Origin of the sequence: Agromyces sp. NPDC058104 (assembly GCF_042884835.1) — a bacterium.
Lineage (GTDB): Bacteria > Actinomycetota > Actinomycetes > Actinomycetales > Microbacteriaceae > Agromyces.
Genome location: NZ_JBHVTD010000002.1, coordinates 590371 through 617116, shown reverse-complemented (window position 1 = coordinate 617116; position 26746 = coordinate 590371). Strand labels below are relative to the sequence as shown.

24 protein-coding genes are annotated in these 26746 nt (G+C 72.4%); 10 read left to right on the top strand and 14 right to left on the bottom strand.

The genetic code is table 11. The features are described from left to right. Positions 1-19: 19 nt before the first annotated feature. From ACFVTH_RS10800 to ACFVTH_RS10780, 5 genes are read right to left on the bottom strand one after another with little or no spacing between them, the layout of a single operon-like run. Positions 20-1225, bottom strand: a complete 1206-nt coding sequence (locus ACFVTH_RS10800) for a substrate-binding domain-containing protein (RefSeq protein WP_386938484.1) — start codon at positions 1223-1225, stop codon at positions 20-22. Then, positions 1225-2418, bottom strand: a complete 1194-nt coding sequence (locus tag ACFVTH_RS10795; protein ID WP_387090346.1) for an ABC transporter permease — start codon at positions 2416-2418, stop codon at positions 1225-1227. The genes ACFVTH_RS10800 and ACFVTH_RS10795 overlap by 1 nt, the downstream gene beginning before the upstream one ends. Next, complete coding sequence (locus tag ACFVTH_RS10790; protein WP_387090344.1) at positions 2415-3491, bottom strand: ABC transporter permease; 1077 nt, start codon at positions 3489-3491, stop codon at positions 2415-2417. The genes ACFVTH_RS10795 and ACFVTH_RS10790 overlap by 4 nt, the downstream gene beginning before the upstream one ends. Further along, complete coding sequence (locus ACFVTH_RS10785; protein ID WP_387090342.1) at positions 3488-4993, bottom strand: sugar ABC transporter ATP-binding protein; 1506 nt, start codon at positions 4991-4993, stop codon at positions 3488-3490. Before ACFVTH_RS10785 ends, ACFVTH_RS10790 begins: the two co-directional genes overlap by 4 nt. After that, on the bottom strand, positions 4990-6096 hold the full coding sequence (locus ACFVTH_RS10780; RefSeq protein WP_387090340.1) for a Gfo/Idh/MocA family protein: 1107 nt from the start codon (positions 6094-6096) through the stop codon (positions 4990-4992). The genes ACFVTH_RS10785 and ACFVTH_RS10780 overlap by 4 nt, the downstream gene beginning before the upstream one ends. A gap of 116 nt (positions 6097-6212) precedes the next feature. On the opposite strand from ACFVTH_RS10780, the gene ACFVTH_RS10775 reads away from it, so the two are divergent. Beyond that, positions 6213-7400 (top strand): ROK family protein, encoded by a 1188-nt coding sequence (locus tag ACFVTH_RS10775; protein ID WP_386938493.1) that lies wholly within the window; start codon positions 6213-6215, stop codon positions 7398-7400. Positions 7401-7690: 290 nt separating this feature from the next. Here ACFVTH_RS10775 and ACFVTH_RS10770 read toward each other — a convergent pair whose 3' ends face one another. Both ACFVTH_RS10770 and ACFVTH_RS10765 read right to left on the bottom strand, forming a co-directional pair. Next, positions 7691-8644, bottom strand: coding sequence for a sugar phosphate isomerase/epimerase family protein (locus tag ACFVTH_RS10770; RefSeq protein ID WP_387090338.1), 954 nt, complete (start codon positions 8642-8644; stop codon positions 7691-7693). A 221-nt stretch (positions 8645-8865) separates the two neighbouring features. Next, complete coding sequence (locus ACFVTH_RS10765; RefSeq protein WP_387090335.1) at positions 8866-9297, bottom strand: DUF1294 domain-containing protein; 432 nt, start codon at positions 9295-9297, stop codon at positions 8866-8868. 48 nt (positions 9298-9345) lie between these two features. Here ACFVTH_RS10765 and ACFVTH_RS10760 point away from each other — a divergent pair, with 48 nt between their 5' ends. Both ACFVTH_RS10760 and ACFVTH_RS10755 read left to right on the top strand, forming a co-directional pair. Then, the gene (locus ACFVTH_RS10760) at positions 9346-10041 is read left to right on the top strand and encodes a YqaJ viral recombinase family protein (protein ID WP_387090332.1); all 696 of its coding nucleotides are present in this window, start codon (positions 9346-9348) and stop codon (positions 10039-10041) included. Beyond that, the gene (locus ACFVTH_RS10755; protein WP_387090330.1) at positions 10038-10856 is read left to right on the top strand and encodes an alpha/beta fold hydrolase; all 819 of its coding nucleotides are present in this window, start codon (positions 10038-10040) and stop codon (positions 10854-10856) included. The genes ACFVTH_RS10760 and ACFVTH_RS10755 overlap by 4 nt, the downstream gene beginning before the upstream one ends. A 6-nt stretch (positions 10857-10862) precedes the next feature. Here the strand turns inward: ACFVTH_RS10755 and ACFVTH_RS10750 are convergent, their stop codons facing one another. Continuing rightward, the gene (locus tag ACFVTH_RS10750; protein WP_387090327.1) at positions 10863-11555 is read right to left on the bottom strand and encodes a Pr6Pr family membrane protein; all 693 of its coding nucleotides are present in this window, start codon (positions 11553-11555) and stop codon (positions 10863-10865) included. 93 nt (positions 11556-11648) lie between these two features. On the opposite strand from ACFVTH_RS10750, the gene ACFVTH_RS10745 reads away from it, so the two are divergent. Further along, on the top strand, positions 11649-12638 hold the full coding sequence (locus ACFVTH_RS10745) for an NADP-dependent oxidoreductase (RefSeq protein WP_387090324.1): 990 nt from the start codon (positions 11649-11651) through the stop codon (positions 12636-12638). Here ACFVTH_RS10745 and ACFVTH_RS10740 read toward each other — a convergent pair. After that, complete coding sequence (locus ACFVTH_RS10740; protein WP_387090321.1) at positions 12635-13591, bottom strand: DUF5937 family protein; 957 nt, start codon at positions 13589-13591, stop codon at positions 12635-12637. The two genes, ACFVTH_RS10745 and ACFVTH_RS10740, sit on opposite strands and share 4 nt — an antisense overlap. A gap of 55 nt (positions 13592-13646) precedes the next feature. On the opposite strand from ACFVTH_RS10740, the gene ACFVTH_RS10735 reads away from it, so the two are divergent. After that, positions 13647-15026, top strand: coding sequence for an MFS transporter (locus ACFVTH_RS10735; RefSeq protein ID WP_387090318.1), 1380 nt, complete (start codon positions 13647-13649; stop codon positions 15024-15026). 7 nt (positions 15027-15033) lie between these two features. Beyond that, positions 15034-16422 carry an ATP-binding protein gene (locus tag ACFVTH_RS10730; protein WP_387090316.1) on the top strand — a complete coding sequence of 463 codons (1389 nt, stop codon included), beginning with the start codon at positions 15034-15036 and terminating at the stop codon, positions 16420-16422. A gap of 33 nt (positions 16423-16455) precedes the next feature. Here ACFVTH_RS10730 and ACFVTH_RS10725 read toward each other — a convergent pair whose 3' ends face one another. The 5 genes from ACFVTH_RS10725 to ACFVTH_RS10705 all read right to left on the bottom strand — a co-directional run bounded on the left by ACFVTH_RS10725 (position 16456) and on the right by ACFVTH_RS10705 (position 22409). Then, a complete protein-coding gene (locus ACFVTH_RS10725; RefSeq protein WP_387090314.1) occupies positions 16456-17010 on the bottom strand; it encodes a GNAT family N-acetyltransferase in 555 nt (184 codons plus the stop codon). Positions 17011-17211: 201 nt separating this feature from the next. Then, entirely contained in the window at positions 17212-18900 is a 1689-nt protein-coding gene (gene aceB / locus ACFVTH_RS10720; protein ID WP_387090311.1) for a malate synthase A, read from the bottom strand. 122 nt (positions 18901-19022) lie between these two features. Further along, the gene (gene aceA / locus ACFVTH_RS10715) at positions 19023-20360 is read right to left on the bottom strand and encodes an isocitrate lyase (RefSeq protein WP_387090309.1); all 1338 of its coding nucleotides are present in this window, start codon (positions 20358-20360) and stop codon (positions 19023-19025) included. Positions 20361-20517: 157 nt separating this feature from the next. Then, entirely contained in the window at positions 20518-21189 is a 672-nt protein-coding gene (locus ACFVTH_RS10710; RefSeq protein WP_387090307.1) for a response regulator, read from the bottom strand. Further along, on the bottom strand, positions 21186-22409 hold the full coding sequence (locus tag ACFVTH_RS10705; protein WP_387090304.1) for a histidine kinase: 1224 nt from the start codon (positions 22407-22409) through the stop codon (positions 21186-21188). The genes ACFVTH_RS10710 and ACFVTH_RS10705 overlap by 4 nt, the downstream gene beginning before the upstream one ends. A gap of 197 nt (positions 22410-22606) precedes the next feature. Between ACFVTH_RS10705 and ACFVTH_RS10700 the strand changes: the two genes are divergently transcribed. The 4 genes from ACFVTH_RS10700 to ACFVTH_RS10685 all read left to right on the top strand — a co-directional run bounded on the left by ACFVTH_RS10700 (position 22607) and on the right by ACFVTH_RS10685 (position 26744). After that, positions 22607-23269 (top strand): hypothetical protein, encoded by a 663-nt coding sequence (locus tag ACFVTH_RS10700; RefSeq protein WP_387090301.1) that lies wholly within the window; start codon positions 22607-22609, stop codon positions 23267-23269. 175 nt (positions 23270-23444) lie between these two features. Further along, a complete protein-coding gene (locus ACFVTH_RS10695) occupies positions 23445-24635 on the top strand; it encodes an ABC transporter ATP-binding protein (protein ID WP_387090298.1) in 1191 nt (396 codons plus the stop codon). A gap of 17 nt (positions 24636-24652) precedes the next feature. Further along, on the top strand, positions 24653-25828 hold the full coding sequence (locus ACFVTH_RS10690; RefSeq protein WP_387090296.1) for a spermidine/putrescine ABC transporter substrate-binding protein: 1176 nt from the start codon (positions 24653-24655) through the stop codon (positions 25826-25828). Next, entirely contained in the window at positions 25821-26744 is a 924-nt protein-coding gene (locus ACFVTH_RS10685) for an ABC transporter permease (protein ID WP_387090294.1), read from the top strand. Before ACFVTH_RS10690 ends, ACFVTH_RS10685 begins: the two co-directional genes overlap by 8 nt. Positions 26745-26746: the final 2 nt, after the last annotated feature.

Genomic DNA, 26746 nt, shown 5'->3' with positions numbered 1-26746 from the left:
GCCGGTCACGGATGCCGGTTTACGGGATGACCCGGTCCTCCCAGACCTGCGGGTAGCCGGGCAGGTCCTCGCCGCCGAACTTGGCGTAGTGGCCGTCGGGCATGTTCTCGTTGAGCGCGAGATACTCGTCGACCTCCTCCGCGGTGATCGGCGACTGCGGGAGCACCCACTCCTGCGGCACCTCTTCGCCGGCGAAGATCATCTGCGCGGCGAGGAGCGGCGTACGCCACTGGAAGTTCGAGTACACCGGCGCGAGACCCGTGAGCCCGGTCTCCTTCCACTTGCGGAGGAAGCTCATCTCGTCCTCACCCGTCATGACGGGGTAGTCGACGCCGGCGTCCTCGAACGCCTCGATGGCGGCGACGGCGCCGTCGCCGGCGTCCATCCAGACGCCCTTGACGTCGCCCTTGGCGAGCTCGTCGGAGATGATCTTCTTGATCTCCGCCGGGTCGGCCCCGGTGAAGTAGTCGACCGCGTCGATGCCGGCCTCGTCGAACAGCTTCTCGGCCGCGGCCCAGCGCTGCTCGAGCACGTCGACACCCGGCAGGATGCGCAGCGCAACGACCTTGTCGCCCTCTTCGAGCTCGTCGATGAGGAACTCGGCCGTGTCGATGCCCCACGCGAATCCGCCGATGGGGTGGATGAACGTGACGGGGCAGTCGGTCTGCACGCCGCGGTCGAACACGATGACCGGCTTGCCGGTGTCGCAGGCGCGCTCGACGGCCGGCGTCATCGCCGCCGTGGAGTTCGGCGAGATGATGAAGACGTCGCAGTTGCCCTCGTTGATGAAGTAGTCGATGTCGGCGATCTGCGTGTCATCGGAGTCCTGCGCGTCGCGGGTCTCCATCTCGCTGATGACCCCGGCCTCCTGGAGCACCTCGAGCTGCTGGTTCATGGTGATCCAGCCCGTCTGGCGCCACGGGTTCGAGATCGAGGCGTTGGCGAAGCACGCCTTCTTGGCGCCCTCCGCGGCGAACTCCGAGGTGTCGACCATCTCGGCGTTGATGTGCTGCAGCCAGGGCTGCCCTTCGGGGCCCTCGGGCACGACGTCGCGCTCGGCGTCCTGCTTGTCGAAGAGCTCCTGGTCGAACCACTCGACCGACTCCTCCGTGGCGGCGGCGTCTTCCGTCGGCGCGGCCACGTTGGGGTCGGTGGTGCAGCCGGCCATCGTCAGCAGCGCGAGGGCGCCGACCATTGCGGATGCCACCGTATACCTGCGTCGCATCACGAACCTCCCTTGGTTTCGTTGTCAGCCCTCGACGTCGAGGGAATGGGTGCAGGGCGAGCGGATGCCTCGGCATCGCGCTCCTCCGCCGGTGCCGGCGAAGTCTTGGTCGCCGCATCGGGCGAGGTCTGGGTCGCGGCGTCGGGCGAGGTCGGGCTCGTGGCATCCGTCGGTGCCTCGATGCCGCGCCCTCGGCGGCGCGCGCGGAAGGTCGTCGCCGAATAGGCGACGGCGAGGATGATGATCGCGCCCTGCACCGCGTCGCGGTACGTCGAGGGCACGCCGGCGAAGTTCAGCAGCGTGAAGAGCGCCTCGAGGGCGAACGCGCCCGCCGCGGCGGCCACCACCCAGCCGCGCCCGCCGCCGAGCACGACGCCGCCGAGCACGACCGCGGTGATCGCGATGAACTCGTAGCCGCGGCCGACCGAGGGGTGCACGCCCGCGTAGCCGACGAGCAGCACACCGGCCACCGTCGCCGAGAGCGAGGAGATCATGAAGGTCGAGGTCTTCACCCACCAGTTGCGGGTGCCCGAGAATCGCGCGGTCGTCGGGTTGTCGCCGAGGGCGATGATCGTGCGCCCGAAGGGCCGCTTCGAGAACCAGATCGCGGCGGCGAGCGCCACGGCGAGCACGAGCACCGACCACGGCAGGATGTCGATCACCGGGATGCCGCGGATGCCGCCGCGGCCGATCTCGCGGAACCCGTCGGCGGGGTTGCCGGTCGCGGCGCCGCCCGTCCAGTACAGGGTGCCGCCGAGCAGGGCGAGCATCATGCCGAGCGTGACGATGAAGCTCGGCACCTTGAGCATCGTGACGATGAGTCCGTTGACGAGGCCGACCAGCGCGCCGAACACGAGCATGAGCGCGAGCACGGGCAGCGACTTCGACTCGTCCTGGCCGATCAGGTTGCCGGCGATGACGACCTGCGCCGTCACCACCGAGCCCATCGAGAGGTCGAACTCGCCGCCGACGATGACGAAGTACTGCCCGATCGCCACGATCGCCACGGGGGCGACGCGCTGGATGAAGCGGATGAACTGCGAGGGCTCGGCGAACGACGGGTTCAGCACGGCGATCGCGACGAGCAGCACGATCAGGAGGAGGAACACCGCGCCGCGCGGGCTCACGAGGGTGCGGCCGAGTTCGGCCAGGCGCTCGCCGACGCTCGGGCGTTCGGATGTCACGGCGCTCATGCCGCGCCTCCCTTCGGTGCCTCGGCGGTGACGGGCGCGTCCGCGCCCGCGGGCGGCTCGGCCCCCGCGCTGAATCTCGGCCGTCGGCGGTCGAGCGAACGGCTCGTGTACACGGCGACCGCCGCGACGATGACGACGCCGCGGACGACGTCCTTGAGGAACGGGTTCACCTGCATGACGCTCATCACGTTGTCGACGACCGCGAAGATCGCGACGCCGCCGATGGTGCCCCAGATCGAGCCGCGACCGCCCATGAGCAGGGTGCCGCCGAGCACGACCGCGGCGATCGAGAGCAGGTCGTAGCCGCCCTGGGTGCCGACGACCGGGCTGCCGACGCCGAGGCGGCTCGCGAGCAGGAGCCCGGCGAGGGCCGCGGTGACCGAGCACAGCACGTGCGCGACGATGAGCGGACGGGCGGTGCGGATGCCGGAGAGCCGGGCCACCTGCTCGTTGCCGCCGACCGCGAACATGTGGTTGCCGGTGCGGGTGCGGGCGAGGAAGAACGCGGCGCCGAGCGCGACGGCCAGCATGAGCAGCGTCGACACGGGCACCGGGCCGACGCCGGTGGCGCCGATGAGCTGGAACTCCCACGGCACCTGGCCGCTCGTGCCCTTGTAGTTCGAGTCGAGGTAGCCCTTGATGATCAGGCCCGTGCCGAGCGTCGCGATGAAGCCGTTCACCTTGAGCTTGGTGACGATGAGCCCGTTGGCGAGGCCGATGAGCGCCGCGACCACGAGCACGACGAGCACCGCGAACGGGATGTTCGCCGGGTTGCCGGCCATCAGGTCGGCCGCGATGAGGCTCGAGAGGCTCACGACGTACGGCACCGACAGGTCGAGCGAGGCGCAGAGGATCACGAGGGTCTGCCCGATCGCCACGAAGCCGAGCACGCTCATGCCGGTGAGGATGTCGCGGATGTTGCCGGCGCTGAAGAAGTTGCGGCCCACCGTCGCGACGAGGATCGCGCCGACGGCGATCACCGCGACGAGGGCGATGCCCACGATGAGGCTCGAGTCGAGCCGGCGGCGGGGACCGGTGCGGCGTGCGGGCGCGGTGGGGGTCGTGGTGCTCATCGCAGCTCCTCTCCCCCGATGCGCAGTGTCCCGGTGGCGGCGCCGAGGATGGTGGCCTCGTCGCTGCGGGCGGGCAGTTCGGCCGAGGCGCGGCCGTCGTGCATGACGATGATGCGGTCGGACATGCCGATCACCTCGGGGAGCTCGGACGAGATCATGAGGATGGCGACCCCTTCTTTCGCGAGTCGGCGCATGAGCGTGTAGACCGCGACCTTCGCACCGACGTCGATGCCGCGGGTGGGCTCGTCGAGGAGCACCACGCGGGGCTTCGTGGCGAGCCACTTCGCAAGCACGACCTTCTGCTGGTTGCCGCCCGAGAGGTACTGCACCTCCTGGTCGAGCCCGCGCGAGGCGAGTTCGAGCGAGGAGAGCACGCCGGGCAGCTCGCGCCGGGTGTCGCGGGTGCGCCGCGAGAAGACCGAGCGGATGACGAGCAGCGCGTTGTCGGTGATCGACTGGTTGAGCGCGAGGCCCTGCGCCTTGCGGTCCTCGGTGATGAGGGCGATGCCCCGCTTCACGGCCTGGCGGGCCGAGCCGAGCCGCAGGGGCTCGCCGTCGAGTCGCATCTCGCCGCGCGTGAAGGGCACCACGCCGAAGACCGCCTCGACGAGCTCCGTGCGCCCCGAGCCCTGGAGGCCGGCGATGCCGACGATCTCGCCCGCGCGGAGCTCGAGGTCGACTCCGTCGACGTAGGCGTTGCCCGCGCCGCGGAGCTCGAGCCGGGGCTCGCCGAGCACGGTGCCGGGTTCGGCCTCGGGGAAGTACGCCGAGATCGGCCGGCCGACCATGCGCCGCACGAGCTCGTCGGTGTCGAGCTCCGACGCCGGGCCGCTCGAGACGAGCGCCCCGTCCTTCAGCACCGTGATCGTGTCGCAGAGGTCGAAGATCTCCTTCAGGCGGTGCGAGACGTAGAGGATCGCGACGCCGCGGGCCTGCAGCCGTCGCACGATCGTGTAGAGCAGCTCGACCTCGTGGTCGGCGAGGGCGGCGGTCGGCTCGTCCATCTGGATGACCCGGGCGTCGACCGAGAGCGCCTTCACGATCTCGACGATCTGCTGCTCGGCGACGGTGAGGGTGCGCACCGGGGCATCCGCCTCGATGGAGTCGATGCCGAGCTCGGCGAGGAGCGCCCGCGTCTCGGCGAGCATCGCCTTCTTGTCGACGAGGCCGCGGCGCTTGGGCTCGCGACCGAGGAAGACGTTCTGCGCGACGGTGCGTTCGGGCAGGAGGTTGAACTCCTGGAAGACGGTCGCGAGACCCGCACGCGACGCCTGCACCGGGTGGGTGAACTCGACGTCGGTGCCGCCGAGGGAGACCGTGCCCGCGTCGCGCTGGTAGACGCCCGCGAGGATCTTCATGAAGGTCGACTTGCCCGCGCCGTTCTCGCCGACGAGGCCGTGCACCTCGCCGGCGCGGAGGGTGAGCCCCACCCCGCGCAGCACGGTGACGCCGAAGAAGGACTTCTCGAGCCCCTCGGCCACGAGCACGGCCTCGCCGCTCATGCGGGCACCTCCACCCAGTCGCGTCGTTCGGACGAGGCGAGGACCGCCTCGGTGATCCGGGCGGCCCGCAGTCCGTCGGCGAAGCCCGGCAGCCCGTCGGGCGCCGCGCCGTCGATCGCGGCGTAGGCGTCGGCGACGAACGCGTTGAACGCGTCCTGGTAGCCCATCGGATGACCGGCGGGAACGATCGCGAGCCGGGCGGCATCGGCGCTCAGTCGGCTCGCGTCGCGTTCGATGACGCTGGATGCCTCGGTGCGGCCGAGCCACAGGGTGTCGGGCCGCTCCTGCTCGAAGCGAACGCTCGCGTCGGTGCCGGCCAGCTCGATCGAGAGCGCGTTCTTGCGACCGGGAGCGACCTGCGAGACGAGCAGGGTGCCGAGCGCGCCGGAGTCGAGCTCGACGACCAGGGCGACGAGGTCTTCGGTCTCGATGCCCGAGTGGGTGGCGCGGTCGGCGTAGACGGTGCGGCTCGCGGCGTTCAGCCGCACGATGCGCTCGCCCGCGACGAACTCGACGAGGTCGACGAGGTGCGAGCCGATGTCGGCGAAGGCCCGCGAGGGGCCGCCCACGGCCCGGTCGACCCGCCAGTCGTCGTCGTGCGGGGCGGCCAGCCAGTCCTGCAGGTAGGCCCCGTGCACGCTGAGCAGTCGCCCGGTCTCGCCGGCGGCGACCCGGGCGCGCGCCTCGCGCGCCATCGGGTGGAACCGGTAGACGAAGGGGACCGCGGCCACCAGCCCGCGCTCCTCGGCGAGGGCGACGAGCTCGGCGGCGTCGGCCGCGGTGGTGGCGAGCGGCTTCTCGCAGATCACGTGCTTGCCGGCTTCGAGGGCCGCCCGCGCGAAGCCCGCGTGGGTCGCGTTCGGGGTGCAGATGTGCACGATCTCGACGGCCGGGTCGGCGAGCAGGGCTTCGAAGGAGTCGAAGGAGGCCCGGAGTCCGAGCCGCTCGGCGGCCGCGACGGCCCGTTCGGGTGAGGATGAGGCGGCGCCCATGAGCTCTGCCCTGGCGGCGCGTGCCGCCCTGGAGTGCACGGCGGCCATGAAGCCGCCACCGACGAAGCCGGCACGGCGAGTGCGGGTCGGGGCGGTGACGTCCGTTGTCATGAGGACATGTTGACATAGACCCGGCATCTTTTGCTAGCCCCTCGGCAAAAGTTGTTCGCTGGGCGACATCATGTCGATTCCCCGATCAGAGAAGTCGGTGTGCTTTACTCAATTGCATGACCGACATCAGCCGCGGATCGGCGCTCGGGACCTCAGGGGCCAGCGAGCTGTTCCAGCTGCTGCGCGACGGCGCCCCCCGCACGCGCGCTTCACTCGCCCAGTCGACCGGCCTCGCCCGCTCGACCATCGCCGCCCGCGTCGACGAGCTCATGCAGCTCGGCCTCGTCTCCCCCGTCGCAGACGCCGCCTCGACCGGCGGACGGCCTCCGTCGCAGTTCGCGCTGAACCCGGCGGCCCGCATCGTGCTCGCCGCCGACCTCGGCGCCTCGCACGCCACCCTCGCCGTCACCGACCTCGCCGGCACCGTGCTCGCCGAGCACTCCGAGCGCATGGACATCGCCCAGGGCCCCGAGCCCGTGCTCGGCTGGATGGTCGAACAGGGACTCGCCCTCATCGAGGGGCTCGGCCGAACCCGCCACGAGCTCGTCGCGATCGGCATCGGCGTGCCCGGCCCCGTCGAGCACTCCACCGGCCGGCCGGTGAACCCGCCCATCATGCCCGGCTGGGACCGCTTCGACGTGCCCGGCTGGGTGCAGCAGCACCTCGAGGTGCCCGTGCTCGTCGACAACGACGTCAACATCATGGCGCTCGGGGAGCAGGCGATCGCCTGGCCGCAGACCGAGCACCTCATGTTCGTGAAGGTCGCGACCGGCATCGGCTCCGGCATCATCTCGGGCGGGCTGCTGCAGCGCGGCGCGCAGGGCATCGCGGGCGACATCGGGCACATCCGGGTCGCGCGCGGCAGCGAGGTGCCCTGCCACTGCGGCAATCGCGGATGCCTCGAGGCGCTCGCCTCGGGCCCCGCCATCGCGCGGACGCTCCGCGAACAGGGTCTCGACGCGGCATCCGGCAGCGATGTCGTCGAACTCGTGAAGCGCGGCGACATCGACGCGATCCAGGCGGTGCGCCAGGCCGGCCGCGACATCGGCGAGGTGCTGACCGCCTGCGTGAGCTTCGTGAACCCCTCGGTCATCGCGATCGGCGGTTCGATGGCCCGTGCGGGCGAGCACCTCATCGCGGGCGTCCGCGAGGTCGTCTACACGCGCTCGATGCCGCTCGCGACCGAGCACCTCGCGATCGTGCAGTCGGCCGCGGCCGAGAACGCGGCCGTGCTCGGCGCCGCGATGCTCGCCATCCACCACGCGCTCTCGCCCGAGGGCATCGACGCGCTCGCGGCGCGCTGACCCGGGGCATCCTGCGATCCGGACGCTCGCGCCCGTCGTCGGCGCTTCGGCCGCGGTCGGCGCTTCGTCCCCCGTCGGCCCTTCGTCCCCCGTCGGCCCTTCGTCCCCCGTCGGCCCTTCGGCCGTGCAGGATTCAGGAGCCCCGGCGCGGCGCCCGGCGCGTCGGCGCCCGACACGCCGGCACGCGTCCGTCGGCTCCTGAATCCTGCACGGGCGGCGGGCGACCGGTCGGGCCGGGCATGCCGAGGGGCGAGCGAGCGGGGATGCCGCGCGCCCGCCCCGATCGCGCGTCAGAAGCGCAGGTCGCGCAGGTAGTCGTAGCCGACGTCGGCGGTCTGCAGCGGGGTGACGTCGGGGGTGTCGTTCTCGACGATGTACTCCTCGACGGCATGCGCCCGGAAGATGCGCGCGAAGTCGATCGTGCCGGTGCCGAGATCGGCCATGTCGCCGCCGACGTGCCGGTCCTTCACGTGGAACTGGCGCACCCGCTGCGGCGCGGCGTGGATCACGTCGATCGCGAACTGCTCGGGGTCGGCGGCACCGGTCTGGACACCGCCGGTCACCGCCCAGTAGAGATCGACCTCGAGGTGCACGAGCGCGGGGTCGAGCCGCTCGGTGAGCACCTGCCACGGCGTGCGTCCGCCGCCGAGGTCGGTCGTGAACTCGTGGGCGTGGTTGTGGTAGCCATAGGCGATGCCGTACGAGGCCGCGGCCCGGGCCTCGGCGTTCATCGTGTCGGCGAGCTGCTGCCAGTCGGCGAGCTCGCCGGAGGCGAAGTACGGCACGTTGAGGTAGCGCTGCCCGAGCGTCGCCGCGTTCTCGAGCTTCTGCTCGAGTGCGGCGGCATCGGCCGAGGTGCCGTCGTGGGAGGAGGTCGCGCGGATGCCGATCTCGTCGTAGAACGCGCGCAGCTCGGCGGCGGTGCGACCGAAGTAGCCGAGCGCCTGCTCGACGCGCGGGTACCCCAGCTCGGCGATCGCGCGGAGCGTGGTGTCGTAGTCGCCGGGACCCCAGGGCGCCCCGAGGGCCTCGCGCACCGTCCACAGCTGGAGGCTGATCTTGCCGGGCGGCACTCGCTTCCAGGGCTTCTTCGCGACGTCCGCGATCGCGGGCGCCGCCCCCGCCGAGAATGTGGCCGCCGCTGCGGTCGCGCCCAGTGCGCCGAGCAGGAGCCCGCGCCGGGTCACCCCCCGCTCCCCGAGCGATGCGCGCAGCGCGCCCTTGCCGTCATGTCCGTAGCACATGCTGTTTCCTTCCGTCTCAACGCCGAGAGTTCGTGCTCGAACACTGTCGCCTACTTTTGATGGTTAAGCAATCAAAAGTTGTCAGGAGCCGAAACGGAAGATGAGCGTCGCCGCTCCGAATGGCGGGACGCCGCTCTCCGCTCGCGCGCGGTCGACCGCCCCTCCCGCACGGCACCGGCTCGAGGACGGACGGGCCGGGCGAGGTGCCCCCGGCCGGGCGCTCAGCGCCCGAGCCACCAGGCGAGCGCGACGGCGAGCGCGAGGATGTTCAGCGCGACCCCGGCCCAGAAGACGCGGCGGAAGCTGCGCTTGCGCGTCTTGTGCCGGAAGACCTGCTGCGCGGCGAGCGCGCCGGGCCAGCCGCCCACGAGGTCGACGAGGTGCAGGGTCCGCTCGGGCACCCGACCCGCGGACCGCTTCGCCGCCGCCTTGTCGACGCCGTACGAGGCGAACGCGACGATCGACCAGGCCGCGTACCAGCCTGCGACCCACCAGGGCACGGCCGCCAGCAGGACGGCGCCGGCGAGCAGCGCGGCGAAGCCGAGCAGCACGCCCCAGCTGAGCGCCGCGGGCAGCGGGCGCGCGAGGTCGCGATCGCCCCGGACGGCGCGGCCGGACGACCCGCGCGACGCGGTCCTCGAATCAGCTGGCATGCCGTCGATCGTACGGCGCGCGGGGGCGGCGGCGAGTACGCTCGAAGGGTGCCTGAACCATTCGCCCTCTTCGATCTCGAGGGTGACACGTGGGCGCCGCCGGCCGAGCCCCGTCCGCGGCATCCGCACGAGACCCGTGTCGTCGCCGACTCGGGCGACCGCGTCGCGTGGCTGCGCGCGCGGGCGCAGGGCATCACCGCGACCGACGCGGCCAAGCTCGCCACCCGCGAGTCGGTGCGCACCGCCGCCCACGAGAAGCTCCACGGCGGCCGCCGCAGCTTCGGCGGCAGCCGGTACACCGACCACGGGCGAGCCCGCGAGCCCGTGATCGCGGAGTGGGTCAGGCAGACCCACGGGCTCGCGCCGTCGACGCTGCTCTTCCACTCCGAGTTCGAGCGCCGTCATCTCGCCACGCCCGACGGGCTGGGCGTCGCCGCGAACGGCGCGCTCGAGCTGTGCGAGATCAAGACCACCTCGAAGCCGTGGCGCGGCATCCCCCGCGGCTACCTGCGGCAGGTGTGGTGGCAGCAGTACGTGCTCGGCGCCGAGCGCACCCTCGTCGTCTGGGAGGAGCACGCCGACTTCGTGCCCGTCGGCGACGAGCCGAAATCGCGCTGGGTCGACCGCGACGACGACCAGATCGAGATCCTCGTCGGACTCGCGAACGAGTTGCTGCAGGCCATCCGGCCGAACCCCGGCGCCGTCGACCCGCGGGCGGCCTACCGCCCGGGGGCGCTCGCGTGACGACGCTCCTCCTGCACGGCCTCGGCGCCGACCGCAGGCAGCCGCTCGAACTCCTCGCGCCCGTCGTCCGTTCGGTCGCGGGCGACGACGAGCTCGTCATCGCACCCGACGTGCGCGCCCACGGCGGCTACCTCACGGTCGGCGAGCCGGCCGACTTCGCGCTCGACCGCCTCGCTGCCGAGGTCGCGACGACGGTCCGCGAGCAGGTGGAGGAGGCCACGGGGCGCCCCGTCGACGAGAGCGCGCCGCTCACCGTGCTCGGCATCTCGATGGGCGCGGCGATCGCGCTGCGGCTCGCGCTCGACGAGCTGCTGCCGATCGATCGCGCCGTGTTCGTGCGACCGGCCTTCGACGACCGCCCGCTGCCCGACAACCTGCGGGTCTTCCCCGTCATCGGCCAGCTGCTCGTCGACGCCGGCGCCGCGGGGGCGGCGGAGTTCCGCGAGCGCGAGATCTTCCACCGCATCGCGGCCGAGTCGCCCGCCGGGGCCAAGGGGCTGCTGACGCAGTTCACCTCGCCCGATGCGGCTCGGCGCGCGATGCGCCTCATCGAGATCCCGCGCAACCGCGCGTTCACGAGCGACGACGAGCTCGCGCGGCTTCCGCGCCGGGGCGTGCGCTCGCTCGTCGTCGCGGCCCCCCGCGACCCCGTTCACCCCGTGGCCATCGCCGAGCGCTGGGCCCTCGGGCTCGAGGCGCCGCTCGTGACGCTCACCGCCCGCGACGACGGACAGGCGCAGCAGAACGCGGTGCTCGGCCAGCACCTCGCACGGTGGCTCGAGGCGAGCGAGGCCCGCCGGGGAACCCTCGGCTGAACCGGCTCAGCCGACCGCCGACGTCATCGCGCGATCGCCCGCCGGGGCCGCCTCGACCTCGGCCCGTCGATACGGCCAGGCCGTGCGACTGATGCCGACGACGCCCGCGCCGACCAGCAGGATGAACGCCGCGATGGCGATGACGTAGACCGTGACCCCGTCGTAGCCGACCCCGGGGCTCACCTCGGGGTCGAGGAACGGGTACGGGTACCAGCCGACGATCGCCCCGCGGATCATCGTGTAGACGACCCACGCCACGGGGAACGCCGCGATCCACCAGAAGCGGTTCCAGGGGATGCGGCCGCGTCCGGGGGCGAGCACCCAGTCGACCAGGAGGTAGAGCGGCGCCCACACGTGCAGGATCTCGTTGGACCACGGCACCGTGGCCGCCTGGTCGAGCGCGAGGTCGCGCAGCAGCAGGTTGAACACGACGAGGGTGGTCGCCATGTAGGTGGTCGCGCAGGCGCGCACGAGGTCGAAGAAGGGCGGGTCGCTCGCCCGCCGGAACGCGTACGCGGCCCCGACGAGCAGGACGACCGCGGCGACGCCGTTCGAGAGGATCGTGAAGAAGCTGAAGAAGTTCACGACGAACACGGCGGGGTCGGGAACGAGCGAGAGGCTCTTCGCGAACTGCCCCACGATGGCCGCGATGATCCCGGCGGCGGCCACGACCCGCAGCACTCCGAATGCTCGACGCACGATGCCCCCTCCCGGCCGCCCCGCGACGACGCTCCTCGCAGCATAGCCACGGCGGGCAGAATGGAGCGAGGACGACGACGGGAGGCACGGGGAATGCAGGCTGAGGCGGCGCAGGAGACGATGCAGGCACTGGTGATCGACCGCACGGGCGATCCCGGCGAGCTGCGCCTCGCCGAGGTGCCGCGGCCGTTGCGCATCAGCGACGAGGTGCTCGTTCGCGTGGTCGCGGCGAGCGTCAACCCCATCGACGTGAAGACCCGCGCCGGTCGCGGCACCTCGGCGGCGATCGAGCGCTATCCCGCGGTGCTCGGGCACGACTTCGCGGGCGTCGTCGAGCAGGTGCCGTACGCGGCGCATCCGCTCCAGCCGGGCGACCGCGTCTACGGCATGGTTCGGGTGCCGCGCATGCCGGGCGCCCATGCCGAGTTCACGACGGTGAGCTCGATGAGCCTCGCCCCGATGCCCGCCTCCCTCGACTTCGCGCACGCCGCGGCCGTGCCGCTCGCGGCGCTCACGGCATGGGGCGCCGTGGTCGACACCGCGCGGGTGCACGACGGGCAGCGGGTGCTGATCCACGCCGGGGCCGGCGGCGTCGGGCATTTCGCCGTACAGTTCGCGGCGTATTTCGGAGCCACCGTCACCACCACCGCGTCGGCGCGCAACGCCGACTTCCTGCGCGGGCTCGGCGCGCACCGGGTCGTCGACTACACGAACGAGCGCTTCGAGGAGGTCGCGCGCGACCAGGACGTCGTGATCGACCTCATCGGCAACGTGAAGGATGCCACGGGCACGCGCTCGCTCGACGCGCTGCGCCCGGGCGGGCTCATCGTGACGGTGCCCACGGGCTCGTGGCCGACCATGGACGAGGAGGCGGCGGCACGCGGCATCCGCGCGACCGGCTACGTGGTCTCGCCCGATGCGCGCACCCTCGCCGTGATCACCCGGCTGATCGACGACGGCGCGGTGCGGGTGCACCTCGACCGCGAGCTGCCGCTCGCCGAGGGCGCCGAGGCGCACCGGCTGACCGAGGCCGGGCATGTACGCGGCAAGCTCGTGCTGCGAGTCGCGCCCGACCCGGCCTAGCGCCCCGCCGCGAGCAGCGAGCTGCCGAGTTCGCTGCGGAGGTACAGCATGCTGTGCCCGTACCGCGTCGAGACGACGAGCCCGGCGTCGCGCAGCGCCCGCAGGTGCTGGTTCACCGCGGAGGCGGTGACGCCGAAGCGCACGCCGAGCTCGGTCGACGACGCCGGGTCGCCGAGTGCCGAGAGCAGCCGCGCGCGCGTCTCGCCGAGCACGGCCGCGACGGCGGCCGGGTTGGCGACGCTCTCCGCCTCCCACAGCGCGCCCTGGCCGCGCGCCGGGTACATGATCATCGGCGGTCCGTCGCCGACGGGGGCGGAACCGCGGCGGGTGAACATCGTCGGCACGAGGGTGAGGCCGAGCCCGTCGATGTGCTGCACGCGGTCGTTCGGGTCCTTCAGCCGCACCGAGACGACGCCGCCCTCGTAGTCGACGGTCGACGAGATGCCGTTGAGCATCGTCGCGAGGCCGCTCTGCGCGATCTGCCGGCCCCGATAGACGACGTCGGCCTCGAGCACGGCGCGCATGCGCGGCCAGTACGGTTCGAACGTCGCGGCCCAGAGCTCGGAGAGCGCGTCGACGAGCCGGCGCACGGCGACCCGCCTCGACCCGGCGAACACCTCGGGCACGCGCCCGTGCACGCCGACGAGGTCGCGCTCGAACTCGTCGGCCGGCAGGTGCCGCAGGGCGTCGAGCTCCTCGTCGAGCCGGGTGAGCGGTGACGTCGGGCGCGGGTTCAGGAAGTCGGGGGTCCAGAGGCGGTCGTCGATGAGCGCGGTGAGGGCGTCGAGGTCGAGATCGGCGCGCGCCGCCTCGGTGCGGCGGAGCCATGGCAGCTGCAGCGGGAACCGGGAGGGGTCGCGGATGGCGCGGAGCGAGAGCCCGAGCTCGCACAGCGGCGAGATGCCGAAGCGCACGGACGCGACATCCGACTCGTTCAGGACGTAACGCAACATGTAGCCATACGCTACATCAATTTCGCGCCTCCGTCGGCTCTGCGAGAACTGTGGGGTGAGCCCTACCACCCCGCCCGGCACCGCCCCGGCCTCCCCCGACACCGGCGCGACCCCCGCCGTCGACACCGACGCCGCTCCCGGCGCGCGCCCGACCCTGGTCGCCCGGCTCGCCGCCTCGGTCGCCGACCCCGTGCTGCGCATCCTCGTCGGCGCGACGCTCATCTCCCGCATCGGTCGCGGCATCTTCCTCACCGTCACGGTGCTCTACTTCACCCTCATCGTCGGCCTCACCCCGGGCGAGGTCGCGATCGTGCTCGCCGCGGCGAGCGGCGCGGGCGTCGTCGCCTCGTTCGCCGGCGGGTGGCTCGCCGACCGGTTCAGCGCGAAGCGGCTCATCATCCTGTTCACGGCGATCGAGGGGGCCGCCCTCATCACCTACGTGTTCGCCGGCGACTTCGTCACGGCGCTCGTGATCGCCGTGATCTGCGGGCTCTTCGAGCAGGGGGCGAACTCGACTCGCTCGGCGATCATCGCGCGGGCCTTCACCGGCGAGTCGCGGGTGCACGCCCGCGCCGTTCTGCGCACCGTGACGAACGTCTCGATCGCGGTCGGCTCGGGGCTCGGCGCACTCGCCCTCGCGCTCGGCACCGCCGAGGCGTACCGCGGGCTCATCCTCGGAGCCGGCGTCCTCTACCTGCTCGGGCTCTTCCAGCTCGTGCGCCTGCCCGCACGGGTCGACGCGCCGGCGCGCGCCGCGGTCGCCGAGGTCGTCACCGCGACCGGCTCGGTGGATGCCGCGGCCACCGCCGAGGCGATCGCGAGCGAGCGCCGCAACTGGCGCTCGCACTCGCCGTGGCGCGACCCGCGCTACCTCTGGCTCACCGCGCTCAGCGCGATCTTCGGCATGCAGTTCGGCGTCGGCGAGCTCGGCGTGCCGCTCTGGATCACCCGCGAGACCGCCGCGCCCGAGGTGCTCATCGCCGCGCTGCTCATCCTCAACACGATCATCGTCGTGGTCTTCCAGGTGCCGATGTCGCGCGGCACCCACGACCTCCGCGTCGCCGGGCGGGTCTCGGCGATCGCCGCCTGGCTCATGGCCGGCGCGTGCCTCGTCTACGCCGCCTCGGCCGGGCTGCCGGTCGGCTTCGCGATCGCGGTGCTCGTCATCGCCGCGACCGCCCACGCGTTCGCCGAGGTGCTCTCGCAGGCGGGCGGCTGGGGCCTCAGCTTCGAGCTGGCCGATCCCGTGCGCGCCGGCACCTACCAGGGCGTCTTCGGCATGGGGTACTCGGTCGGCGCCCTCGCCGCGCCGCTCGTCGTCAACGCGACCGCCATCTCGCACGGCGTCTCGGGCTGGGCGATCCTCGCCGCGATCTTCCTCGCCTCCGGGCTCGGCACATGGCTGATCGCACGACGGGCGGCCGCCGTGGCATGATCGGCCCATGGCCGAGCACCGTGCGCCGCTGACCGCCCGCTCCGAGGACGGGAGGTCGTTCACGATCCCCGACGCCTCCGGCACGCCCTTCATCGCGGGCACCCTGCTGCTCATCGCGACCGACCAGGGCCGGCAGCTCGCGCTCGTCGAGTCGCGGAAGCTCACCGACGACGACAACGCCGAGGCGCTGCACGGGCGGCTGCTCGGCGAGGTCGACGGCGAGCGCTTCGACCAGCGCGGCGGCGCACCGTTCGCCGGCGGCACCGTCGAGGTCGCCGACGCCGCCACCATCGACCTCGTGCACACGGCGATGGGGGCGACGCTTGAGATCGGGGTCAACCTCAGCCCGCCGATCCGCCCGGCGCTGCTGCTCGCCCACCGCTTCAACCGGCACACCTTCTGGTGCGGGCAGAGCGGCTCGGGCAAGACCTACGCCCTCGGTGTGGTGCTCGAGCAGCTCATCGCGCACACCGCCCTGCCCGTCGTCGTCTTCGACCCGAACTCCGACTTCGTGCGGCTCGGCGAGCTGAACCCCGGGGCGAGCGGCGACACCGCCGAGCGACTGCGCGAGCGCGACATCCGCGTGCTGCGCCCGAGCACCCCCGGGACCGAGCCCCTGCGCGCCCGGTTCCCCGCCCTGAGCATGGCGGCGAAGGCCGCCGTGCTGCGCCTCGACCCCGTCGCCGATCGCGACGAGTTCAACGCCGTCGTGCATCTCAGCGACACGCTCAGCGCGAGCGAGCCCGACCAGGTGCTCCCCGAGCTCCTCGGTTCCGACGACCCCGCTCGCCGCGCGCTCGGACTGCGGATCGAGAACATGGGGCTCCTGACGTGGGAGGTCTGGGCGGGGCACGACCGCGAGGCGACGCGCATCGTCGACGAGCGGGCGGATGCCACGGTGCTCGACCTCGGCGGGTTCTCGACGCCCGACCAGCACCTCGTCGTCGCGCTCTCGGTGCTCGACGAGCTGTGGGAGCGGCGCGAGGAGCGGCGGCCGGCGCTGCTCGTGATCGACGAGGCGCACAACCTGTGCTCGCCCGAACTGACTTCGCCGCTCTCCGTGGCCGTGCGCGAGCGCCTCGTGCAGATCGCCGCGGAGGGGCGCAAGTACGGCCTGTGGCTGCTGCTCTCGACGCAGCGGCCGTCGAAGGTGCACCCGAGCATCATCTCCCAGTGCGACAACCTCGCGCTGATGAAGATGAGCTCGCCCATCGACCTCGACGGCCTCGCGACCTACTTCGGCTACGCGCCGACCGCGCTGCTGGACCGCTCCCCGTGGTTCCGGCAGGGCGAGGCCCTCTTCGCCGGCGGGTTCGCCCCCGCGCCGATGGTGCTCTCGATGAACCCGCGGCTCACGCCCGAGGGAGGCGGCGACGTCGGGGTGCCCCTGCGCTGAGCCCGGGCGCCGGCGCCCGACGGCAGCGCGCCCTCACCCACCGACGGCGACGAGGGGCTGCACGAGCACCCAGTCGTCCTCGACCCTCCCGCCCAGCGTGAAGTGCTTGCGCCCCGCCTTCGCGAAGCCCTGCTTCTCGTAGAAGCGGATCGCCCGCGCGTTCTCCTCGTTCACGCCGAGCCAGCACACGACGGCGCCCGCGGCACGCGCCGCGTCGAGCGTCGCCGCCATGAGCGACGCCGCGATGCCGCCGCCGTGCTCGCCCGCACGCGTGTAGAACTTGCTGAGCTCGATCGCGGGCCTGGCGCCGACGGCGGTCGCGGCATCCGCATCGCCCGGCTCGCCGCCGACGAGCATGCTGTACCCGACGAGCGCACCGGATGCCCCGCGCTCGGCGACGACGAGCCGCCGCTCGGGGTCGGCCAGGTAGGCCGCGAAGTGCTCGGGCCGGAAGTGCCGTTCGACGAAGTCGGCGATCGACTCGGCCGTCGTGTGCGGCGGGCATGCGAGCGGGAAGGTCTCGGCAGCGAGGTCGGCGAGCGCCTCGAGGTCGGCGGCGGTCGCTGGTCGGATCACGAGGTCGGTCACGCCGCGATTCTGTCAGAGCGGACCGCCTGCTCGACGTCGTGTGACGGGCCGCCCGGGACGACGGAAGCCCGTCAGGACGCATTCCCGAGTAGCGTCCTGACGGGCATCCGAGGCCCTGGAAGCCGACGACGGGCCTCCCCGGCCGCTGCACCTCCGGGGTCGCCGGATGCGGTCGGGAAGGCCCTGGTCGTCGGTTGCGCCTCAGAGGAAGCGCGCGTACGCCCCCACGGTGAGGAACGTCGGGAACTCGGGCTCGAGCGCCACGGTGCGGAACACCGAGATCGCGTCGTCGAAGCGGTCGCCCTCGAAGCGGGGCAGCTCGGCGACGGCCGCGGCCATGAGGCGCACGATCGAGGTCTGGTCGATGCGCGTGCCCTCGGCGGTGACGGTGTTCTCGTTGAGCCACTGCCACAGCTGCGAACGCGAGATCTCGGCGGTCGCCGCGTCCTCCATGAGGTTGTCGATCGCCGCGGCGCCGACGCCCCGCAGCCACGACTCGATGTAGCGGATCGCGATCGAGATGTTGTCGCGCACGCCGCCCTCGGTCACCTCGCCGCCGATCGACGGGATGTCGAGCAGCTGCGCCGCCGTCACCTGCACGTCGTCGCGGAGGCGGTCGACCTGGTTCGGGCGGTCGCCGAGCACCGCGTCGAACTCCGCGCGGGCCGTGGGGATCAGGTCGGGGTGCGCCACCCACGTGCCGTCGAAGCCGTCGCCGGCCTCGCGGCGCTTGTCGGCCGAGACCGCGGCGAGCGCGCGCTCGGTGACCTCGGGGTCGCGGCGGTTCGGGATGAATGCGCTCATGCCGCCGATCGCGTGCGCGCCGCGCTTGTGGCAGGTCTGCACGAGGAGCTCGGTGTAGGCCCGCATGAACGGCACCGTCATCGTGATCTGCTTGCGGTCGGGCAGCACCCAGCGGCGGCCGCGCGAACGGAAGGTCTTCACGATCGAGAAGATGTAGTCCCAGCGACCGGCGTTGAGGCCGGCGCAGTGGTCGCGGAGCTCGTAGAGGATCTCGTCCATCTGGAACGCGGCCTGGATCGTCTCGATGAGCACCGTCGCACGCACCGTGCCCTGCGGGATGCCGAGCGCGTCCTGCGCGTAGACGAAGATGTCGTTCCAGAGCTTCGCCTCGCGGTGCGACTCGAGCTTCGGCAGGTAGAAGTAGGGGCCGCGGCCGGCCGCGATGAGCGCCTTCGCGTTGTGGAAGAAGTACAGCCCGAAGTCGACGAGCGAGCCCGAGGCGTGCATCGCACGGCCGGCACGGTCGTGGAACTTCAGGTGCTTCTCGACGAGGTGCCAGCCGCGCGGGCGCATCACGATGGTCGGCGTCTCGGCGGCCGTCACGCGGTACTCCTTGCCCTCGGGGCTCGTGTACTCGAGCTCGCCCCGGAGGAAGTCGAACAGGCTCAGCTGGCCCTCGATGACGTTCGCCCAGGTCGGGCTGGTGGCGTCCTCCTGGTCGGCGAGCCACACCTTCGCGCCCGAGTTGAGGGCGTTGATCGCCATCTTGCGGTCGGTCGGCCCCGTGATCTCGACGCGGCGGTCCTCGAGGCCGGGCGCGGCGCCGGCGACGCGCCAGGTGGCGTCGTTGCGGATCCACTCGGTCTCGGGCAGGAACCGGGGGTCGCGGCCGTTCGCCGCGTCGACGCGGGTCTGCAGGCGCTCGGCGAGCAGCTCGTGCCGGGTGCCGGCGAAGCGGTCGTGCAGCTCGGCGAGGAACGCGAGCGCCTCGGGCGTGAGGATCTCGTCGTAGCGCGCGCCGAGCGGCGCGGTGACCTCGATGCGCGGTGCGACGGTCTGGAAGCTCCCGGTCGCGGGACGCGAGGTGGATGCCTCGGACGCGCGTGCGGGCGGGGCATCCGTTCGTTCGATGATGAGGGTGTTCATGGTGTCGTCTCCTTGAGATCTTCGTTTCTCAGGAGGGATCCGGGGCTGATGCGGAATCCGCACCCGGACCCTCCTGAGAATCCGTCTGCTCAGCAGCTCTGCTCCTGAGAACGCGAACGGGATCAGTGGTTGAACTGTTCTTCCTCGGTCGATCCGACGAGGGCGAGCGTAGCGCTGTTGGGGTTCAGCGCGGTGGCGATCTGGTCGAAGTAGCCGGTGCCGACCTCGCGCTGGTGGCGCGTGGCGGTGTAGCCGGCGGCCTCCGAGGCGAATTCCGCCTCCTGGAGCTCGACGTAGGCCGACATGTGGCGCTCGTTGTAGTCCTTGGCGAGCGTGAACATGCCGTGGTTCAGGGAGTGGAAGCCCGCGAGGGTGATGAACTGGAACGCGTAGCCCATCGACGCGAGCTCGCGCTGGAACTTCGCGATCTGGTCGTCGTCGAGGTGGCTCTTCCAGTTGAAGCTCGGCGAGCAGTTGTACGAGAGGCGCTTGCCCGGGAACTTCGCGTGCACCGCCTCGGCGAAGCGGCGCGCGAGGTCGAGGTCGGGCTCGGCCGACTCGACCCAGAGCAGGTCGGCGTACTCGGCGTAGGCGAGGCCGCGGGCGATGACCGGCTCGATGCCGTTCTGCACGTTGTAGAAGCCCTCGGCGGTGCGCTCGCCGGTGACGAACGGCTGGTCGCGCTCGTCGTGGTCGCTCGTGAGGAGGGTCGCGGCGAGCGCGTCGGTGCGGGCGATGATGATCGACGGGACGCCCGCGACATCGGCCGCGAGGCGCGCCGCGTTGATCGTGCGGATGTGCTGCGAGGTCGGGATGAGCACCTTGCCGCCCATGTGGCCGCACTTCTTCTCGCTCGCGAGCTGGTCCTCCCAGTGCACGCCGGCGGCGCCCGCCTCGATCATCTGGTGCATGAGCTCGTAGGCGTTGAGCGGACCGCCGAAGCCGGCCTCGGCGTCGGCGACGATCGGGGCCATCCAGTCGGAGATGCCCGTCTGCGCCTCGTTGCCCTGCTCGATCTGGCCGGCGCGCAGCAGCGCGTTGTTGATGCGGCGCACGACGGCCGGGACCGAGTTGGCGGGGTAGAGCGACTGGTCGGGGTAGGTCTGGCCGCTGAGGTTCGCGTCGGCCGCGACCTGCCAGCCCGAGAGGTAGATGGCCTTGAGGCCGGCGCGCACCTGCTGCACGGCCTGGTTGCCGGTGAGGGCGCCGAGCGCGGCCGACCACTCGGGGTCCTCCATGCGCTCGAAGGCGTTGCCCGTGTTCTTCTGGATGTTCTCCCAGAGCTTCTCGGCGCCGCGTCGGGCGAGCGTGCGCTCCTCCCGGACGGGGCCGCGGAGGGCGATGACGTCCTCGGCCGTGTAGTCGCGCTTCACGCCCTCCCAGCGGGGGTCGGCGTCCCACTCGAGCTGCAGCTCGGCCGCGGTCTGGGTCTGGTCGCCGGGGCGGTTGGGGGTGCTCATCGTCGTGCTCCTTCGGTGCTGCGGGGTGCGTTCTCGGGATGCCTCGTGGCGGGTCATCCGTTCGTCTGAAACCCATGCTGCGCCCGCCCGGAGCACCCCGACCGACGATTCGGGGGGTGAACTTCCGCAGTATTTCCGCGAAGCGGAAGAACCCCCGCTACCCGGCCTCGGCCTGCTCGCCGGGCCGCACGAGCCCGGACTCGTAGGCGGCGACGACCGCCTGCACCCGGTCGCGCACGCCGAGCTTCACGAACAACCGCGTGATGTGGGCCTTGACGGTGGCCTCGCTGAGGAAGAGCTCCGAGCCGATCTCGTGGTTCGAGAGGCCGCGCGCGATGAGGGCCCACACCTCCCGCTCCCGTGGGGTGAGGTCGACGGCGGCCTCGGTGCGGGCGTCGGGGGGCGGCGCCGCGAGGTAGCGCTCGATCAGGCGCCGGGTGAGCGACGGGGCGAGCAGCGACTCGCCGCGCGCCACGGTGCGCACCGCCTCGACGAGCCGCTCGGGCGGCGCGTCCTTCAGCAGGAAGCCCGAGGCGCCCGCCTGGAGGGCCCGGTAGACGTACTCGTCGAGGTCGAACGTCGTGAGCACGAGCACCCGCGGCCCGCCGGGCGCGCCCGCGATGCGACGGGTCGCCTCGATGCCGTCGAGACCCGGCATCCGGATGTCCATGAGCACGACGTCGGCGGGAACGCGGCGCACGAGCTCGACCGCCCCGTGGCCGTCGCCCGCCTCGCCGACGACCTCGAGATCGGCGGCCTCGAGGAGGCCGATGATGCCGGAGCGCACGAGGGCGTGGTCGTCGACGACGAGGAGCCTGGGCCCGCTCATGCGGTCGCTCCGCCCGCCTGCGAGCCGAGCGGCAGCTTCGCGAGCACCCGCCATCCCGCACCCGCCGGTCCGGCCGGTCCGGCGTCGAGCGTGCCGCCGTAGACGCGCACGCGCTCGCCCATGCCCGGCAGGCCGCGGCCGCTGCCGCGGGAGCCCTGACCCGTGATCGTCGGCGCCCCGTTGGCGACCTCGACCACGACCGCGCCGGCGTCGCGGCCGACCCGCACCTCGACGGGGGCGCCTGCGGCGTGCGTGCGGACGTTCGTGAGGGACTCCTGCACGATGCGGTGCACCGCCAGCGCGTGACCGTCGGGGATCTCGGCGGCCGCCGCGTCGAGCTCGAGGCGGCACTCGTGGCCGGCGGCCTCGGTCTCGGCGATGAGCTCGGCGAGGCCCGAGAGCCCGGGCTGCGGCGCGTAGACCGCACCGTCCTCGCGGAGCACGCCGAGCAGGTGCCGCATCTCGTCGAGGGCCGACTGCGCGGTGCCCCGGGTGAGCGCGAGGTGGCGGCGCGCGCGGTCGAGGTCCTTGTCGAGGAACTGCTCGGCCGCCCCCGCCTGGAGTGCCACGATCGAGAGGGCGTGCGCGACGATGTCGTGGAGCTCGCGGGCGATGCGCACCCGTTCGGCCGCCACCGCGTCGGCGGCGAGCCGGTCGGAGCTGTCGCGCGTCCGTTGCACGGCGAGGGCGCGGTGACGGATCACGCGTCCTGCGGTCCAGGTCGCACCGACGAAGAACACGAGGAAGACGGTGCCCGCGGTCTCGATGCCGGGCGATCCGAAGTAGCCGAGCGCGTGGGCCGCGAGCATCGCCGCGATCGGCACGAGCCCGAGCAGGACGGCGAGCCACCACGCGGAGATGCGCTCGGCGACCGTGAACGTGGCGACGAGCAGGCTCGGGAACGGGTTGAACGTCGCGTCCGGCCCGCTCGTCGCCGCGTGCACGACCAGCGCGCCCGCGACCGCGAGCATCACGAGCGCGGGGAACCGGCGCCGGACCACGAGCGGCAGCGAGACGGCGAGCGCGAAGCCGAGCTGGGCGACGACGCTCGCCGAGGGCACGAGCAGCGCCTCGAGCATCGCCCAGAGCGCGATCCCGCCGGCGATCGCGAGGTCGAGCGGCGAGGTCCAGGCGCGCCGGCCGCGGAGCGCGGGCGCGCTGGCGGGCGGCGCCCGGCGCTCGTCGCGCGCGAGCTCCCGTGCGGTGTCCCGGCTCGTCACGCTCCGATCGTAGGCCTCGGGGCTCGCTCGCCGACAGCGACGAAGGTCGGCATTCCGGGCGACCGGGGTCGCCCCGAGGCGCGATCGCGGTCGGCCGCCCCGTCGACGCGTTGCCGATGCCGAGGGCGGCGCGTCCTCCGTAGCGTCGCATCGCCGGCCGATCGGGTCGGCCCCGACCACCGAACGAAAGGCCCGCCATGGTGCCCCTCACCGAATCAGGATCCGCCCCCGACCGCGCAGTCCGCTCGCCTCGACCTGCGCCGCGCGCCGGCCGCGCCGACGTCGCCTTCCCGCGCCCCGGCCGCGTCGGCGCCCGTCTCGCCGGCATCGCCGCCCTCACCGCCGGCGTGCTCTCGATCGTGACCGGGGTGCTCCAGATCCTCTTCCCGCAGGACGAGGACCCGGCGATCGACCCGCGCACCCGGCTGATCCTCGCGATGTTCACGGTCAGCCTCTGGGCGCTCGCCGTGCTGTTCCTCGGCCTCGCGCGGTACGCCCGGTCGAGCTGGGGCGCGATCGTCGCCGCCGTGGGCACGGTGCTGCTGACCGTCGGCACCATCACGAGCGCGGTGAACGGCATCGACCTCGAGTTCTTCCCGATCGTGGCGATGGCGGCCAACGCGCTGTGGCTGATCGGCTCGATCGCGCTCTGCGTCTCGCTCGTCCGCGCCGGCCGCGTCGCACTCTGGCTGGCCCTCTGCCTGCCCTTCGTCCAGGTGCCGCTGCTGTTCTTCTCGCAGATCGGCGGCGGCACGGTCGCCGGCGCCTACCTCACGGCGGTCGGTGCGGTGCTGCTCGCCGGGCGCATCGAGCAGCGCGCGCGGCGCCGCGGACTGCGGACGGCCGCGTCCGTCTCCTGACACGCCGCCCGACCCGCCACGGGCGGGGGCGCCGACCGACCAGACGGACTGTCAGGTCCCCGCGCCCCCGTCCGATGGTTCGTCTCATTCGCCTCGAACCGCGTTGCGCCTGCACGACCACGTGGATTGAATGGCCACTGCGCGATGGCGCGCGAGTGAACAGGAGGCGTCGTCAGTGACCCAGGCATCCACGATCGAGACGGAGTCGGGGACGGCTCCCGCATCAGGGGCATCCCTCGGCGAGGCACCCGGAACGGTCGTCATCGACGCCGTCACCAAGCGCTACGGCGACGCCACCGCGGTCGACGGGCTCTCGCTCACCATCCAGGCCGGCGAGTTCATCTCGCTGCTCGGCCCCTCGGGCTGCGGCAAGACCACGACGCTGCGCATGATCGCCGGTTTCGAGCAGCCCGACGCGGGCGACATCCGCGTCTCGGGCCGATCGCTGCTCGGCGTCCCGCCCTACCGCCGCGACGTGAACACCGTCTTCCAGGCCTACGCGCTCTTCCCGCACATGTCGGTCGCCGAGAACGTCGCCTACGGCCTGCAGCAGAAGCGCACGCCGAAGGCCGAGATCCGCGAGCGCGTGATCGACGCCCTCGACCTCGCCCAGATGCGCGGCTTCGCCGACCGCAAGCCCACTCAGCTCTCGGGCGGCCAGCAGCAGCGCGTCGCGCTCGCGCGCGCCCTCGTCAACCGCCCCTCGGTGCTGCTGCTCGACGAGCCGCTCGGCGCGCTCGACCGGCAGCTGCGCGAGGAGATGCAGCTCGAGCTGAAGCTCCTGCAGTCGCGGCTCGGCATCACGTTCGTCTTCGTCACGCACGACCAGGGCGAGGCGCTCTCGATGAGCGACCGGATCGCCATCATGCGCAGCGGCCGCATCGAGCAGCTCGCCGACGCCGACACCGTGTACGCCCGCCCCGCCTCGGCCTACGTCGCGGCGTTCGTCGGCCAGCAGAACTTCTTCCGCGGCCCGGTCGCCGAGGGCGGCGGCGCCGTCGACGCGGCGCACGCGCTCGTCCGCGCGGCGGCCCCCGCCTCCCCCGCCCTCCGCGACGGCGACGCGGGTCTCGCCGCCGTGCGCCCCGAGTTCGTGCGGCTCGAGGCGGCCGCGGACGCCGCATCCGACGGGGCGAACACCGCCCGCGGCACGCTCATCGGCGTCTCCCACCTCGGCGAGACCATGCAGTACCTCGTGCGGCTCGGCGACGACCAGAGCCTCATCGCGCGACGCCCCACCCCCGAGGCTCCGCAGGTCTCGGTGGGCGACACCGTCGTGTGCTCGTGGCGCCCCGACAGCGTGCTCCTCTTCCCGGCCGACGATGCGGCGAGCGACGGCGGGTTCGTCGCCCCGCCCACCGCGTGAGTCGCCGAGGAGCCACGATGTCAGCAGAACCGATCCGCATCCTCGCGCCCGCGGGCGCGGCGAAGACCATCCGGCGCGAGCTGTCGCGCCGCCGATTCCTGAGCTTCGCCGCCGCGGCGGGCTCGGCCGGGCTGCTCGCCGCCTGCGCGCCGTCGGGCACGCCGGGAGCCGCGCAGGCCTCGGGCGGCGCCCTCGAGGACCGCCTCTCGATCTACACCTGGGGCGACTACGACGCCCCCGACGTGCTCGAGGCCTTCACCGCCGACCTCGGGCCGAAGATCTCGCTCAGCGCCTTCAACTCGAACGAGGAGATGGTGGCCAAGCTCGTCGGGGCCCGCGGCACGAGCGGCTACGACATCGTCGTGCCGACCGGCACCTTCGTCGCGCAGATGGCCGAGCACGGCCTGCTGTCGAAGCTCAACCGCGACCTCATCCCCAACCTGCAGTACGTCGACCCCGAGTTCCTCGGCCGCGCGTGGGACCCCGATAACGAGTACTCGATCTGCAAGGCGTGGGGCACGACGGGCTTCGTCTACGACACCACGGTGATCGACCGCGAGCTGAAGGACTGGAACGACTTCATCGACGCGGCGATGAACGAGGCGAGCGGCAGGACCTCGCTCCTCGACGACCCCGCGGAGCTCACCGGCCTGTACTTCTGGTCGAACGGCATCCCGTGGAACACGACCGACCCGGCCGAGCTCGACGCGGCCGAGGCCTTCCTCGTCGACGAGCTCGCCCCGCACATCTCGGCGTTCGACTCGTACCCGGGCGGCAGCGCGATCCCGCAGGCGACGCACGCCCTCATGCAGTCGTACAACGGCGACGCGCGGCTCGGCATCCTCGAGAGCCCGAACCCCGAGCGCTGGAAGTTCGTGCTCGGCTCGCCCTCGACCGAGCTGTGGATGGACAACTGGGCGATCCCGGCGGGAGCCCCGCACCCCGAGGCCGCGCACGCGTTCATCGACTACGTGCTCGCCCCCGAGAACGCCCTGTCCGAGCTCGACTACATCGGGTACCACACGGGCGCGAAGGACATCGAGCAGGTCGCGGCCGACGCCGGGCTGCCGATGCTCGACCTCGTGTTCTTCACGCCCGAGCAGCTCGCCACCATGCAGGAGGGCGAGCTCACCGAGGCGCAGGAGCGCATCGTGCAGATCTGGAACACGACGAAGGCGGCGGCTGGTGCGTAGACGACTCCCCGGATTCCTGCTCGCCGCGCCCGCGTGGGCGTGGCTGGCGATCTTCTTCATCGCGCCGGTGGCGATGGTGGTCTGGTTCAGCTTCGGCTACAAGCCGAGCATCTTCGCCACGCAGGCGACCGACCGGCTGTCGTTCGACCGCTACGCCGAGGTGCTCACCCCGACCTTCTTCTCGACCTTCCAGAACACGCTGTGGGTCGGCGTCGTCGGCACCGTGCTGTGCTTCGTCATCGGCCTGCCCGTCGCGTACTGGATGGCCGTCAAGGCGCCGCCGTCGCGGCGCGGCCTGCTCGTCGCACTCGTCATGGTGCCGTTCTGGACGAACTTCCTCGTGCGCACGATCGGCTGGCAGGTGATCCTCGCACCGGAGGGCGCGCTCTCGACGCTGCTCCAGGGCGTCGGCTTCGAACCGCTCGCGATCCTGAACACCCGCGGTGCGGTGCTGCTCGGCGTCGTGTACAACTACCTGCCGCTGATGATCCTGCCGCTGTTCGTCGCGTTCGACCGGGTCAACGGGCCGCTCCGCGAGGCCTCGAAGGACCTCGGGGCGGGCAAGCTGACGACGTTCTTCCGCATCACGCTCCCGCTCGCCCAGCCCGGCATCGTCGCCGGAGTCCTGCTCGTCTTCATCCCCCTGATGGGCGACTACATCACGGCGACCGTGCTCGGCGGGGCGAAGGGCAACATGGTCGGCCAGCTCGTCGCGAGCCAGTTCCAGACCGCGCAGAACTGGGCGCTCGGCTCGGCGATGGCGGTGGTGCTGATCTTCGTCATCCTGCTCACCGCGGCGGCGGGGGCGGTCGTCGTGTGGCTCGTCTCGCTGCCGTTCCGCGCCCGCAACCGGCTCGTCATCGGCACGGCGTCGACGGCGGAATCCGCTTCGATTCGCGAGGGGGTCGCGGCATGAGC

Coding starts and splice junctions, on each gene's coding strand:
- ACFVTH_RS10790 (WP_387090344.1), bottom strand. CDS start 3,491: ATGAGCACCACGACCCCCACCGCGCCCGCACGCCGCACCGGTCCCCGC.
- ACFVTH_RS10690 (WP_387090296.1), top strand. CDS start 24,653: ATGTCAGCAGAACCGATCCGCATCCTCGCGCCCGCGGGCGCGGCGAAG.
- ACFVTH_RS10770 (WP_387090338.1), bottom strand. CDS start 8,644: ATGTGCTACGGACATGACGGCAAGGGCGCGCTGCGCGCATCGCTCGGG.
- ACFVTH_RS10765 (WP_387090335.1), bottom strand. CDS start 9,297: ATGCCAGCTGATTCGAGGACCGCGTCGCGCGGGTCGTCCGGCCGCGCC.
- ACFVTH_RS10795 (WP_387090346.1), bottom strand. CDS start 2,418: ATGAGCGCCGTGACATCCGAACGCCCGAGCGTCGGCGAGCGCCTGGCC.
- aceA (WP_387090309.1), bottom strand. CDS start 20,360: ATGAGCACCCCCAACCGCCCCGGCGACCAGACCCAGACCGCGGCCGAG.
- ACFVTH_RS10740 (WP_387090321.1), bottom strand. CDS start 13,591: ATGTTGCGTTACGTCCTGAACGAGTCGGATGTCGCGTCCGTGCGCTTC.
- ACFVTH_RS10745 (WP_387090324.1), top strand. CDS start 11,649: ATGCAGGCTGAGGCGGCGCAGGAGACGATGCAGGCACTGGTGATCGAC.
- ACFVTH_RS10780 (WP_387090340.1), bottom strand. CDS start 6,096: ATGACAACGGACGTCACCGCCCCGACCCGCACTCGCCGTGCCGGCTTC.
- ACFVTH_RS10785 (WP_387090342.1), bottom strand. CDS start 4,993: ATGAGCGGCGAGGCCGTGCTCGTGGCCGAGGGGCTCGAGAAGTCCTTC.
- ACFVTH_RS10775 (WP_386938493.1), top strand. CDS start 6,213: ATGACCGACATCAGCCGCGGATCGGCGCTCGGGACCTCAGGGGCCAGC.
- aceB (WP_387090311.1), bottom strand. CDS start 18,900: ATGAACACCCTCATCATCGAACGAACGGATGCCCCGCCCGCACGCGCG.
- ACFVTH_RS10730 (WP_387090316.1), top strand. CDS start 15,034: ATGGCCGAGCACCGTGCGCCGCTGACCGCCCGCTCCGAGGACGGGAGG.
- ACFVTH_RS10710 (WP_387090307.1), bottom strand. CDS start 21,189: ATGAGCGGGCCCAGGCTCCTCGTCGTCGACGACCACGCCCTCGTGCGC.
- ACFVTH_RS10800 (WP_386938484.1), bottom strand. CDS start 1,225: ATGCGACGCAGGTATACGGTGGCATCCGCAATGGTCGGCGCCCTCGCG.
- ACFVTH_RS10700 (WP_387090301.1), top strand. CDS start 22,607: ATGGTGCCCCTCACCGAATCAGGATCCGCCCCCGACCGCGCAGTCCGC.